The 13025-nt window shown below is 30.6% G+C and carries 14 protein-coding genes and 5 tRNA genes; 6 read left to right on the forward strand and 13 right to left on the reverse strand.

The window, feature by feature from the left end; genetic code table 11:
- Positions 1-306: 306 nt before the first annotated feature.
- Positions 307-1077, forward strand: a complete 771-nt coding sequence (locus ACR0QS_RS05485; RefSeq protein WP_432632441.1) for a protein-ADP-ribose hydrolase — start codon at positions 307-309, stop codon at positions 1075-1077.
- Positions 1078-1106: 29 nt separating this feature from the next.
- Positions 1107-1955, forward strand: coding sequence for an SIR2 family NAD-dependent protein deacylase (locus tag ACR0QS_RS05490; RefSeq protein ID WP_432632442.1), 849 nt, complete (start codon positions 1107-1109; stop codon positions 1953-1955).
- A 2-nt stretch (positions 1956-1957) separates the two neighbouring features.
- Here the strand turns inward: ACR0QS_RS05490 and ACR0QS_RS05495 are convergent, their stop codons facing one another.
- The 3 genes from ACR0QS_RS05495 to ACR0QS_RS05505 form a co-directional block, all read right to left on the reverse strand.
- Positions 1958-2752 (reverse strand): tetratricopeptide repeat protein, encoded by a 795-nt coding sequence (locus tag ACR0QS_RS05495; protein WP_432632443.1) that lies wholly within the window; start codon positions 2750-2752, stop codon positions 1958-1960.
- Positions 2753-2870: 118 nt separating this feature from the next.
- Positions 2871-3308 (reverse strand): PepSY-like domain-containing protein, encoded by a 438-nt coding sequence (locus ACR0QS_RS05500; protein ID WP_432632444.1) that lies wholly within the window; start codon positions 3306-3308, stop codon positions 2871-2873.
- A 43-nt stretch (positions 3309-3351) separates the two neighbouring features.
- On the reverse strand, positions 3352-4962 hold the full coding sequence (locus tag ACR0QS_RS05505; RefSeq protein WP_432632445.1) for a gamma-glutamyltransferase family protein: 1611 nt from the start codon (positions 4960-4962) through the stop codon (positions 3352-3354).
- A gap of 148 nt (positions 4963-5110) precedes the next feature.
- Between ACR0QS_RS05505 and rpmE the strand changes: the two genes are divergently transcribed.
- A complete protein-coding gene (gene rpmE, locus ACR0QS_RS05510) occupies positions 5111-5317 on the forward strand; it encodes a 50S ribosomal protein L31 (RefSeq protein WP_432632446.1) in 207 nt (68 codons plus the stop codon).
- A gap of 172 nt (positions 5318-5489) precedes the next feature.
- Positions 5490-5657 (forward strand): hypothetical protein, encoded by a 168-nt coding sequence (locus ACR0QS_RS05515; protein WP_170310834.1) that lies wholly within the window; start codon positions 5490-5492, stop codon positions 5655-5657.
- Positions 5658-5775: 118 nt separating this feature from the next.
- On the opposite strand, the gene ACR0QS_RS05520 is transcribed toward ACR0QS_RS05515, so the two are convergent.
- The 4 genes from ACR0QS_RS05520 to ACR0QS_RS05535 form a co-directional block, all read right to left on the reverse strand.
- Complete coding sequence (locus ACR0QS_RS05520) at positions 5776-6495, reverse strand: protein kinase (protein WP_432632447.1); 720 nt, start codon at positions 6493-6495, stop codon at positions 5776-5778.
- Positions 6496-6498: 3 nt separating this feature from the next.
- Positions 6499-6978, reverse strand: coding sequence for a flagellar export chaperone FliS (gene fliS, locus ACR0QS_RS05525; protein WP_432632448.1), 480 nt, complete (start codon positions 6976-6978; stop codon positions 6499-6501).
- A 220-nt stretch (positions 6979-7198) separates the two neighbouring features.
- Positions 7199-7723, reverse strand: coding sequence for a hypothetical protein (locus tag ACR0QS_RS05530; RefSeq protein ID WP_432632449.1), 525 nt, complete (start codon positions 7721-7723; stop codon positions 7199-7201).
- 208 nt (positions 7724-7931) lie between these two features.
- Positions 7932-8135: a hypothetical protein gene (locus ACR0QS_RS05535; RefSeq protein ID WP_432632450.1), complete on the reverse strand. Its 204-nt coding sequence runs from the start codon at positions 8133-8135 to the stop codon at positions 7932-7934.
- A gap of 443 nt (positions 8136-8578) precedes the next feature.
- Here ACR0QS_RS05535 and ACR0QS_RS05540 point away from each other — a divergent pair.
- Together ACR0QS_RS05540 and ACR0QS_RS05545 are read left to right on the forward strand one after the other, a co-directional pair.
- Positions 8579-8651 (forward strand) — tRNA-Val (locus tag ACR0QS_RS05540).
- Between the two features lie 58 nt (positions 8652-8709).
- Positions 8710-9804 (forward strand): M15 family metallopeptidase, encoded by a 1095-nt coding sequence (locus ACR0QS_RS05545; protein ID WP_432632451.1) that lies wholly within the window; start codon positions 8710-8712, stop codon positions 9802-9804.
- A 13-nt stretch (positions 9805-9817) separates the two neighbouring features.
- On the opposite strand, the gene ACR0QS_RS05550 is transcribed toward ACR0QS_RS05545, so the two are convergent.
- From ACR0QS_RS05550 to ACR0QS_RS05575, 6 genes are all read right to left on the reverse strand, one after another.
- Positions 9818-11005 (reverse strand): hypothetical protein, encoded by a 1188-nt coding sequence (locus ACR0QS_RS05550; RefSeq protein WP_432632452.1) that lies wholly within the window; start codon positions 11003-11005, stop codon positions 9818-9820.
- Between the two features lie 206 nt (positions 11006-11211).
- Positions 11212-11285 (reverse strand) — tRNA-Arg (locus ACR0QS_RS05555).
- A 41-nt stretch (positions 11286-11326) separates the two neighbouring features.
- A tRNA-His gene (locus tag ACR0QS_RS05560) sits at positions 11327-11402 on the reverse strand.
- A 24-nt stretch (positions 11403-11426) separates the two neighbouring features.
- Positions 11427-11500, reverse strand: a tRNA-Arg gene (locus ACR0QS_RS05565).
- Between the two features lie 2 nt (positions 11501-11502).
- Positions 11503-11576, reverse strand: a tRNA-Pro gene (locus ACR0QS_RS05570).
- Between the two features lie 81 nt (positions 11577-11657).
- A complete protein-coding gene (locus ACR0QS_RS05575; protein ID WP_432632453.1) occupies positions 11658-12953 on the reverse strand; it encodes a hypothetical protein in 1296 nt (431 codons plus the stop codon).
- Between the last annotated feature and the right edge of the window lie 72 nt (positions 12954-13025).

Genomic DNA, 13025 nt, shown 5'->3' on the forward strand with positions numbered 1-13025 from the left:
ATCATAAATAGTCTCCTTATTAAAATTATAATATTTTATATTTATATATAATAAGATATTAATTTTTTTAGAAAAGTCAAGCAATTTTTCAAATCTCATGTCGGACTAAATTTAGCTATTTAAAGATACCATATTATAGCTATAGATTTTTACCATTAAAATAATATTTTTAATTTATATTTATACTGTCATTTTACTTACTCATAGCTACAGAAAATTTTTTCTATTGACATTAAAATAAAATATGCTATATTAGTTGTAATAACATATATTACAATAAAAAATAATTAAGAGGTTATTAATTATATGGAAAAATTATTATATTTAATAAATTATTTGGCGAAAGAAAGCAAAATTGATATTGAAGAGATTCCATCTAACGAAATAGAATTAAAAAATTTATTCAGAAGCCTTATGAATATGCGTCCGCCGAACGATATAAGCGAAGATTATTTAAAAGTAGAAGATGAATTTTTACAAGAAGAACTTGATAAAAAATTTATTACAAATATAGAAAATCTTAAACCGATAAAAAATAATTTATATATTTGGAAAGGCGATATTACCGCTTTAAAAATTGACGCTATAGTAAACGCCGCTAATTCTGCTATGCTTGGATGTTTTCATCCGATGCATAAATGTATCGATAACGCGATTCATAGCGCCGCTGGAACGAGGCTCAGATTATTCTGCCGAGATGTTATAAATCGATGCGGAGGTTATTTAGAAACGGGAGATGCAAAAATAACTCCAGCTTTTAATCTTCCATGCAAATATGTTTTGCATACGGTTGGACCGATAATAAAAGATAAAGTTAGCGAAAAAGACAAAGAGCATCTTTACTCATGTTATAAATCTTGTCTGAATTTGGCTTTAGAAAATGATATAAAAAGTATAGCTTTTTGCTGCATATCTACGGGAGAGTTCAGATTTTCAAACGATTTGGCGGTTGATATAGCCTTATCTTCGGTAAACGATTTTTTGAAAGAAAATAAAACACGAAATATAAAAATAGTTTTCAATGTTTTTAAAGATATTGATTATGAATTATATAATAAAAAATTAAAGAATAATTAAATTAAAAAATTGATTATAGGAAAATAAAAATGAATAACAATGAATTAACTGAAAAAATAGAAAAATTAAAAGAAGAGATTAAAAATTCGGACTATATATTAATAGGAGCGGGAGCGGGACTTTCTACTTCGGCGGGATTTTTATATGACGGAAAAAGATTTGAAGACAATTTTAAAGATTATATAAAAAAATACGGATTTACTGATATGTATAGCGCAGGCTTTTATAATTTTCCAACGCTCGAGGAATATTGGGCTTATTTTAGTTTGTATGTATATATAAATAGATTCGATATAGAAGAAAACGAAACTTATTTGAATCTTTATAATATAGTAAAAAATAAAAATTATTTTGTCATAACCACAAATGTTGACGGCAGATTTATAGATTCTAAATTTGACAAAGATAAAATTTTTGCAGTTCAAGGAGATTTTGCGCTTTTTCAATGTTCCAAACCTTGCAGACAAGAAACTTTTTATAATGAAAAATATATTAGAGAGATGATTAAATATAAAAAAGAAATGAAAATACCTACCGAGCTTATTCCAAAATGTCCATATTGCGGAAGAAATATGTCAATGAATTTGAGAGCGGACGATACTTTCGTTCAAGATAAAAATTGGGATGAGCAAAAATCCAGATACGAAGAGTTTTTAAAAATCTCTGAAAATTCAAAAATTTTGTTTTTAGAACTTGGAGTAGGTTTTAATACGCCTTCTATAATAAAATATAATTTTTGGAGAATGACTTTAAATAATAAAAAATCCGTTTACGCTTCTATTAATTTGGGAGAATGCTACTGCGCAAGCGATATTGAAGAACGTTCAATATGCATCGATTCCGATATATCCGAAGTATTGAAAAAATTAATTCAATGATTTTAATTTAATTTTTTAGGAATGCGGACATTCTGCAAATCTGCAAGTCTCTGAATTATAGATTTCTGCACTTCGTAATTTGAAGGCTCATCATTTGCAAATTCGTATTTATTTGCAAGAAGTAAATATTCTTTTTCCTGCGTATAATTTCGCGCTTTTCTGTATAATATCGATATTCTAAATAAAGATAATTTTTGTCTGTATCCGTTTAAATAAGCCTGTCTATAATAATCTATCGCCAAAGAATTTCTGCTTTTGTTTTCGTAAAGTTCCGCCAATTTGAAATATATTCTTCCTCTTTCGTTTCTATCAATACTCGTTTCGGCAATATTTATAATTTCTTTTTCCGTAGCCGAATAATTTTCTTCGTCAATCAATTTTTCGTAAATATGAAGCAAACCAAAATAAGAATCCAATTTATAAGCTGGAACATTAAAATTTGTATTTAACTGAATTGCTTTTTTATATTCTTCCACCGCCAATCTATAACTTGCAGCTCCGCCTTGTTCGGCTGGATTTCCCGCTTCGATTTCGTATATCAATCCCAAATAATAATGAGCGTCCGCGTTATCGGGATAATACATTAAAGTTCTATTCATTAAATATAAAGCATAAGAAATATTGCCCTCGTTTATCGCTCTTTTAGCCTCGCCTATATAAACCCAAGCTGGCTCTAATTTATTTATATTGATTGAAGAACGGTAGGAATTTGTATCGATTCTAACCGAATTATTTGCTTGAGAATAAACGGGCAAGCAAAATATTAAAAAGCAGAATATTAAAAATATTTTTTTCATAACGATTAATTTGTTTTTTAATTATATTTTATTATTATATTTTATATTTATTTATCGGTATAATACGATTAAACTTTTTATTTTTTCTTTATTATATTTTATCACAATTTTTAATAATTTACATAGACTTTAAAAAATGCATGTCAATCATTTCGCCGTCTTCTTTTATGTAAATCGCAAATATATCGTATTTATCGTATATAATAACTTCATATAATAATTTTTCATAGATTTTATCGTATTTATTCGCATAAACTATTTTTGGATTTTTAAATTTTTCGATTATAGAATCTAAAACTTTTTTCGGAAAAACCGTTTCTGGAATAGGCTCGAATGAACTGTCTATTTTTAACCAATTTCCATGTCCGTCAAAAGAAATAACCGCTTCATTTAAAAGCGTCACTTTATAAATATTATTTTCCAAAGAAATATTATCTATTTTAAAATCTGGAAATACCGAACCCATGAAATTGAAAGCGTTTTTCGGCAAATCTCCCGCGTTTAAAAAATTATAAAATAAAGCGATTAAGATAAAAAAGTATTTGTATTTTCTCATTTTTACTCCGTTAATTTTTATTTCTTTTTTATTTAATTTATTTTTAAAATACGGAAATTCCCGAATCCGTTCTCGGCTCGCAAGCTCCGTATAAAATATTATTTTCGTTTCTAAATATTATTTGTCCTCTTCCAAAATATCCAAAATAATTTCTTTCACTTTTTCGGATAATATTATGTCCTAATTTTTCAAGTTCTTTCGCTTTTTTCTTATAAAAATTATTTTCTATTTCTATCGTTTTATCTCCAACCCATTGCCATCTCGGTTTATCCAAAGAAGCCTGCGGATTCAAATTTTCGTCTATCATATTCGTTAATATTTGCAAATGTCCTTGAGGCTGCATAAAAGCTCCCATAACTCCGAAAGCTCCGATTGGTTTATTATCCTTGCATAAAAATCCCGGTATTATAGTATGATAAGGTTTTTTACGCGGCGCTATAAAATTGTCCGAATTTCTATCCAATGAAAAATTAGCTCCTCTATTATGCAAAGCTATTCCCGTTTTCGGAATCACTATTCCCGAACCGAACGCGGTATAATTGCTTTGTATAAAAGAAACCATATTTCCGTCTTTATCCGCGGTAGCCAAATAAACCGTATCGCCCGAAGAAAAAATATGCTCTTTTGGTTTTAATACGGTATTTTTTGATATTAATTTAGCTCTTTTTTTGGAATATTCTTTAGAAAGCATTTCGTCAATAGAAGTCTTCATGTATTTAATATCGGCGACATATTTTTTCGTATCGGCAAAAGCGAGTTTCAAAGATTCTATTTGATAATGTAAATTAGATTCTTCAAAATTTTCAAGTATATTCAAAGCCATTAAAACCGTTATTCCATGTCCGTTTGGCGGAATTTCGTAAATATCGTAGCCTTTATAATTCGTTTTTATCGGTTCAACCCATTCGGGATAATAATCGTTCAAATCTTCTTTAGACAAATAGCCTTTATATTCTTTCATGAATTTGTCTATTTTTTCGGCAATCTCTCCTCTATAAATGCATTCGGCGTTTGTTTTCCCTATTTCTTTTAAGGTTTTCGCATTATATGGCAGTTTGACTATTTCGCCAAGTTCTGGGACTTTTCCGTCAAAAGTAAAAGTGTCGAACCAATATTTAAATTCTTTTATCGTATTATTGTTAGACGCTTTCAAATAAATATTAAAAGCTTCTTTCCAATCGAGAGCGACAGTCGGCTGAATCGCAAATCCTTCTTCGGCATATTTTATAGCTGGTTTAAGAACTTCGATTAATTTTAATTTTCCGAATCTTTTATTCAAAGCCGCCCAAGTAGCTGGAATTCCTCCAACAGTAATTGGAATCAATCCGTAAAGAGGCATTTTATCTAAATTGAGAGATAAAATTTTTTCTATATCCAAATTTTTAGGAGAAAATCCGCTTCCGTTTATCGCGTATATTTTATTTTCAAAATAAACTATTGCAAAAGCGTCTCCTCCGAGTCCGTTTGAAGTAGGCTCGACAACGGTTAAAGCGGCAGCCGTAGCGATGGAAGAATCTATAGCGTTTCCGCCTTTTTTTAATATTTCAAGTCCCGCCTCCGCCGCTAAAATATTGCTCGTGGCAACCATTCCGTTTGAAGCGAAAACTATATTTCTTTTGGAAGCGTATGGATTATTATAAAAATCAAATTTCATTTTGTTATTATAACATAGTTTACATAATATTAAAATAGTAAAACGATTAAATCAATTTAATTCCGTATTTAACTATTGCAATAAAATTTAATTTATTGTATAATTGCTCTAATAATTGATATTTTTTATTGATTTTGGAGAATATAAAATGAAAAAAGATATACATCCACAATATTACGAAACGGATGTCAGTTGCGCCTGCGGAGCTAATTTTAAGATTCACTCCGTTCAGAAAACATTGCATGTCGATATTTGTCATAATTGCCATCCTTTCTTTACGGGAAAACAAAAAATCCTTGACGCCGCTGGAAGAGTAGATAAATTCAATAAGCGTTACGGTATAAAAAAGCAATAAGTCGTTAAATTTGTTAAATTTCTTTCATGGTAATTAAGTCTATAAATATTTTATAGACTTAATTATTTTATTTTTTGTATTAAAAAATCTAAAAAAATCGTAAATTGAAATTAATTTTTAAAAATAAAATTCCGACAATCCTAATAGTGAATAAATTACAGGAGGGTTAAACATGGAAGTGAACTCTATTTATTCATCTAAAATGTTTCCTTTGACTAGGCATATGCGTAGCGCGGGGTTAAATGTTTATAATTCTGCTCAATTAAGCGATAAAATAGCAAATATTATATCGAAAGAGCGAAATAATAGTATAGGGAATGTGTTGGATGTATATGTTTAATTATCAGCAAAAAGTCTAGTTATATAAATCGTAAATATGGCTAGACTTTATTTATTATAAAACAATACATTTTCTAAATTTTCAAATTCTAAAATTCTTTTAAATCAATTAACGATAATTAATTAGGTCGATTATAATTTATAACGATTAAAGAATGAAGTCTTCCATCGCTTCCCTTAAATACATTCATATTCAAAGGGTCAACTTCCCAAACTCTGTCTACTACAAAATTATAATAATAATTTCCAGATTCGGCTCTTAAAGTTATAGTCCATAAATTATTCGAATAAATCATTGGATATCTTAAACTGTCAAAACCTAATTTATCGGAGGTAAACATAACCTCTCTTGCCGTATCGTTGCTATAGAAGAAAGTCACCGTTCCGTCCGAATTATAAATCGGATTTTTATCGTAAAAACCTATATCATTATCCAAAATAAAATAGCTCACTTCTTGATTATTGTCATCGTATTCCGTATTTGAATTTAAAGGGTCGTTAATCCAAACTCCGTTCACTCTGTATCTATAGCTATATTTTCCAGCTTTTAACGGAACTTGCCATAAATAATAAAAAATTCCGTAAGAGTTTTTGATTAACGGGATGCTGTCTTCCCAATAATTGAAATCGCCCGAAACTTCAACCGAATCGTAATTTTCCGCAAAAGTAAATAAAACTCCGTCCTCGACAATTCTCGGAGGCATAACATCCTGTATATTATAATATTTAAGAATTTCCATTTGATTCATTCTTGCTTCGTATTGTTCTATCGTTTCTATGCCTTTATCTCCGCATGATATGATAAACGCGCATATTAAAAATGGAATTATTTTTTTCATTAATTAGCCTTTTATATTTAATTTAATATTTTCCGAATTTTCTTTATTGATTTCATTATTGTCGTTTTTGTTTGAAGATTTATTTGCATTTGAATCTGTATTTCCTTTCGCAACTTTTTCCTCAACGACAACCCAAGCCTCTTTCAATTCTTTAAGATATTTTATAACTTCCAATATTGGAGGTTTAGTTTTTGAAATATTGCCTTCCGTTAATTTTTGATTCATATAAGTATAAATTGACGCCAATCTATTCGCTATTTCGCCCGCTTCATAATTTAGAGACGCTAAAAGCTCGTATATTATTTCCTGCGCCTTAACGATATTATTGTGAGCCTGTTCCGTTCCATGTTTTTTGTCCATAGAATTGCAAGCCTCTTCCAAAAATTTTATAGCTCCGTCATAAAGCATAACCACGAGCCGATTTTGAGACGCCGTATTTATTTCGACTTGTTTATATTTTTGATAACCGTCCGTAATAGCCAACGAATACCCCCGAATATTTATTAATTTTTTTTATTATCGGAAAATGCAAAAAACCATAAAATAATTTTTGATATAGTTAATGATATATATTATAGTAAAAAAGTCAATTATTAAAAATATTTATAATTACGATAGCAGTCGCCAAGTAATCTATAAAATAAAAACGGCTTATACAATTAAGTATAAACCGTTTATTGAATGCATGAATTAAAATTATTTTTTACTGCTTATTTAAAGTTCCTTCATAAGTAGCCAACATATTAATGCCATTTCCCGAACTACCCATTTGATATATAACCGTTGCAGTAGTTGGATTAGCGGCATCGTCTAAAGTTATTTTTATATACTCCTTCACCTTAATTCCAGAATCTGTGAGTTCTCCGCTCGCTTCCACAACTTTTGCATCGGAATTGTAAAGTAATTGTATTCCTTGCAATGTTCCAATAATACCCGCATTAACTTTACTTCCCGTTATTTCTAATTGAAAATCATCTGGGACTTTTAAAGTAGCTGGCGCCGTTCCGCTTTCCGCTTCTTGTTCCGAAATTCCGCTTAAAACTGTGCGATTAAGAGTGCCAGCAAAAGTGACATCTCCCACAGTCGCGGGATTTCCCGTAGCAGTAGGTATAGAACCTAAATCTCCTCCTCCGCTACCTGGGGCCTCATTCGATTTACAGCTTATAGACAAAGCCATAACTAAAGCTCCTACAACCAAGTAGGTAAAAATTTTTTTGAAATTATACATGATAATTTCCTCCTTGAATTGAATTAATTTTAAATTTATAACTAAACAAGGATTTTTTATTTTCCTTGATAAGCTATCGAAAGTAATTGAAGTTAAAAAATATTTAACTAAATTTAGAATTGCAAAATTATTTTTAATTGTCATTGCGAAGGCATTGCCTGAAGCAATCCACTTCTTATAACAATGGGTTTTAACCCATTGTGTGCGATTACATTGCGATGCTTTTTTCTGAATTATTAATACAAGGGGCTGAAGCCACATTGTTATTAAGAATTGCAAAATTATTTTTTATCGTCATTGCGAACGGAGTGAAGCAATCCACATAGATTGGATTACTTCGGCTATCGCCTCGTAATGACAATGTTTTTACTAACGAATTACGAATTCTAAACGGAGTTGTTTTTTTGTCCACTTTTTTTACAAAAAAAGTGGTAGTTTTTTGGTTCTTTTTTTCTACAAAAAAAGAACAATAATTTTGATTTTTTACAAAAAGAATAAATACATTTAAAAAATTAAATGAAGTTAAAAAATATTTAACAAATAAAAGTTTGCCTTTTGAAAAATTAAAAAAGTTTAAACTATTTTGTTCGCGGTTCGCAGTGAACTGCAAATATTATTTATTAACTTTGTTGTCATAATGGTTGAATTATACGATATTTATAATTTTTTGTCAACGGTTTAAAAATAATTTTTTTAATATAGACTGCTTCGCTCGTCAAAGACGGGCTTTAGCCTCACTCGTAGTGACAAGAAAATAAAGCTCGCAACGCTAAATTTTTTTAAAAAAATTTTTATTTAACCTATTGACATTTTTTAATTAATTAGTTAAAATATTCAAGTCATTTCAAGATGCGAGGGCGATTAGCTCAGCTGGGAGAGCGGGTGCCTTACAAGCACTAGGTCGGCGGTTCGATCCCGTCATCGCCCAAAGTCTTCTGCTTTCTGATATGATTAAAATTCAAATATGAGTTGAAGTTTTAGTTTATATGACTATTTTGAAATATATCTCCATAATCGGAGCGATTCTTTTAATATTCGCTTTTTTAAGTTTTATAATAAAATTTACTTCAAAAAGGCTAACCGTATTAACTTCGATTATCGCCATAATAATTTTATCCGTAGCTTCAATCCTAATAATATACATGAATTTTACCGTCAATATTTCCGCAAAAATAAAAGCGTCTTCGGAAGAAAATAAATTAAGAGAGGAAAAAAATAGAATAAGAAACAATATCATAATTCGTCCGGGTTCGGTGGAATTGATTTCTTTGCATTTGGGTTATTCGAATAGAATTTCCGTTCCCATGATAAGAAATAGAGAATTGGGTTTTTATTTGGATAATATCTGGTTTAACTGGGCGGACGGAAAATTACTTACGGACGAAGATATGCAAAACAAAGACGATTATATTAATTTCGGATTTTATAATTATTCTTTAGACGGACTTCCAACACTTCCCAAAGCTACGGAAGAAAGAACGAGAGAAATTGAAGAAAATTTTAGAAGAAGAATCAACAGAAGAGAAACCGTTAATAATAAATTTTTAGACACTTTATATGACGGACACAGCTCGAGAACCATGATTAGAAACATTACGAATATGAGCGTCTTGGGTTATAGAACTCGACTGCATGGATTTATTGTAAAACCTTTATCGAACGCAAATGAGGAAATACTCTCCATCTCTCAAACTAACGCCGAAGTTAAAAATTATTTGTCTTCGCTTAAAGAGGTAAGCGGATATTTATGGAGAGCTATTTCAAAAAGTTCGAGCAGAAGTTATCACAGCTACGGAGCGGCTTTCGACACTTTGCCGAGAAGATACGGAGGAAAGCAAACTTATTGGGCATGGACGAGAGTGAATAATAAAAACTGGTATGCTGTGCCTTACGAAGAGAGATGGCAGCCTCCCGAAGAAGTTATTAAAGTTTTTGAAAAGCATGGTTTTATCTGGGGCGGAAAATGGAATAATTACGACACGATTCATTTTGAATATCGTCCCGAACTTATAATATATAACAGAATAAAAGACGATGAAAACGCTATTTACGATTTAGTAGAAAAATACGGTTTATATTAGTTAATAATCATAATTAGTATTTGTAAATATAAATAGGACCATCATCGTTTGAAAGCGCTTCGTTTGCGTCTATTTTAAACGCTTTTCGGACATCTTCAATAGATTTATCGAAAAGCTGAATATCGTCCGTTCGTTTATATTTATTGAAATAAAGCGCGCTTCTGTTGTTTAACGCCGATATATTATTTCCGTCCGCTTCTATTATTTCGCCGTAATCTTTCAAGGCGTTTTCAAATAATTCGTTATTTCCCGTTATATTATATTTTGCCAAATAAATTGTCGCTCTGTTGTTTAATAATATAATGTCTTTTTTTTCGCTCGAATAAATCATATTGTCGAATATCGTTAAAGCGGTATTATAATCGTAATCGGAATTTTCTTTTCCGTATCTTGTCGAATATAAAACGCCTTTATTATTTAAAGTGTCCTTATTATCGTAAATTGAAATGGCAGACTCGTAATATTTATCCGCCTTTCTAAAATATAAACTCTTATTATTTTTGCTATACATTTTCGTATATAAAATTCCCGCTCCGTTTAAAGCCATATAATTTCTGTCGTCTATACTAAAAATATTTTCGAGTATTTCCAAAGCCTTTTCGTCTTTAGCTCCTTTAATTTCCGCCACCAAATTTTGATACATTTTTTCTATTTCTTTTATTTTTTTATCTTCCGATTTTTTCAATATGATAGTCGGGAGATTTTCGACATATTCTTTATCCTCTTTATCGTTCGAATTTTCTTCTTTATTTTTTCTAGTTAAAATTTGAGTTTCTTTTTTTTCAAATTCTTTCATGTCGCTTTCAATATCGTTTTCCGTTTCCGCTACAGGCTCGGGATTATTATTCAAACTATTATTTGTGTAGTTCATAAATAATATTAAAGCGAACATTAAAACCAAAAGAAATAAGGCTACATAAGTAACTCTAAGTAAACTGTTTCCAATTAGTCTGTTTATCGAAAATTTAAGCGTGCTGAAATTCGGATTTATTCCAAGTCGAACCTGCTCTTTCACCAAATTAGTGATTTCTTCCGCTCTATTTGAATTTCTTAACTGCTCTCCGAAGTATTGAGAAATCGTTTCCATATATTTGCTTTCAATATTCGAAGATAAAGAATTTGTAAAAACATTAAGTTCTTTCGTTATATTGTTATTTAAATTTATGCTGTAAACATTGCATATTATTAAAAATATAAGCATTATTACTGGGAAGAGTATCAGTATGGCGAAATTTATTTTTTTTATATTTGCGCTTTTCATTTATTTAATACAAACTCAAACAAATTTTTTATTTATATTATTAAATAGAATTTAATACTTACCATATTATAAGATAAATATAAAAATAATCAATTAATTATCGGAATAAAAAGTTATAAAATATTGTAGGGCTATATATTAAAATACGCGTCTGAGAGGACTCGAACCTCCAACCGCCGGAACCGAAGTCCGATGCTCTATCCAATTGAGCCACAGACGCTTAATTTATAAAATTAAATGGAAGAAAAAAATTTATAGAATGGGCGAAAGACGGGACTTGAACCCGCGGCATCCAGATCCACAATCTGGCGCTCTAACCAACTGAGCTACATTCGCCATATTATATAAACGGAAAAATCATCGCGCCAGACAGGAATCGAACCTGTAACCCACAGCTTAGAAGGCTGTTGCTCTATCCAATTGAGCTACTAGCGCATTCGGGATGATGAGACTCGAACTCATAACCCCCTGCTCCCAAAGCAGGTACGCTAACCAATTACGCTACATCCCGTTAAAATTATTCTATATTATAATATTAATCATATTTTTTGTCAATAATAATATTTTAAATTTTATTCTATATTTTATTTTATTATTTTCCCCAAACGCCTCCGAATTTGAAACTCAATCCCAAATAAAAATCGTTATCAACCGTATAATGTTTTCCGCCGCTATCGTTGTAGGATATTACTCCGACTTGACGCCTATCTTCCAGTTCATAATATTGCTTATTATTTTTAAAAACAGGGTCATAAGTGAAAGTGTCGGAAATCATTATTTTGAAATCGTCCGTTATATTTAAAGTGATTTTCAAAAAAGCTCTATATTTAAGCTGATAAACATCTTCCGCATCGGAATATATATTATTATCATGAATTCCAAAATGCGCCGTTATGTCGAATTTCCATAATCTGCGAACTTCAAAAAATATAAATCCGCTCATAGCGTAAAAAGGTTTTCTTTCCGCAAATGTTTGAATTGAAAAATCCGTATAATATCCATTATTATAATGATGTTCGTTAGTGTTTGTTCCGTTATTGGATGGCAAATATTTATTATAATCCATTATTCCATGCCTAAACCAAAAGCCTTCAATTCCAATCGTAAATCTTCCGTTTTTGCCGTTTCTAAAATAGAAAAAAGTGTTTATGCTGTCTCCGTATTCTTTTATCGGTATCGAGCCTAACTGACTCACAATTCCCGCGACTCCCGTATTGACATAATCGTTGCTGTAAGATATTTTTGCCATTAAACCTTTTGAAGAGTTTGCGTCCAATCCTTCTTCTCCGTTAACCATTCCGACTCCTATAAACACTCCGTAAAAACTCGATTCGAGCATTATTCCCGTATCGTATCTTGGAATAAATTGAGTGTCGTATCCAATCGGCAAATCTCTCGGTCCCGAAAGAACTGTTGCTTTATTACTGCTTACGGTGTGATAATAAAATAAAGTCGGAAAATAAGAAGTCATAGGAATATTTTTCGTATAGGGTTCTAAAACTCCGACTCTTATTCCAATATACTTAAAATTAACGAATAAATTTAATTTTGTGAAGTCGAATAGGGGGGGGGACATATCTTTGTAGAATCTCGCTTTATGCGATAACGGTTCGTAAAATCTCGCGTTAATATCCGCTCCAATCGAACCGTATTTATATTCTTTAATATAACTTAAATCTCCATACAATAAAACTCCCAAAGTGTCTTCGTTTCCCGTCTGTTCTATTAAATCGCTCATTCTTCCGTAGGCGACTAATTCCAAAGACGCGCTTAAAACTCCGTATTTGCCCGAGTTTGTATTATTTGAATTTGTCGCGTTTGTATCGTTTGTATTTTGAGAAAATAAAATTGAATTTATTATTATAATTAAAGAGATTATAAATTTTATTTTAATAAAAGAAATAGGAGCAAAAGGAGCTGCAGTTGGAACTTTAGTTGCTGAAGCAGTAGTGTGTATATA

The sequence above is a fragment of the Brachyspira sp. genome (assembly GCF_050873525.1).
Lineage (GTDB): Bacteria > Spirochaetota > Brachyspiria > Brachyspirales > Brachyspiraceae > Brachyspira.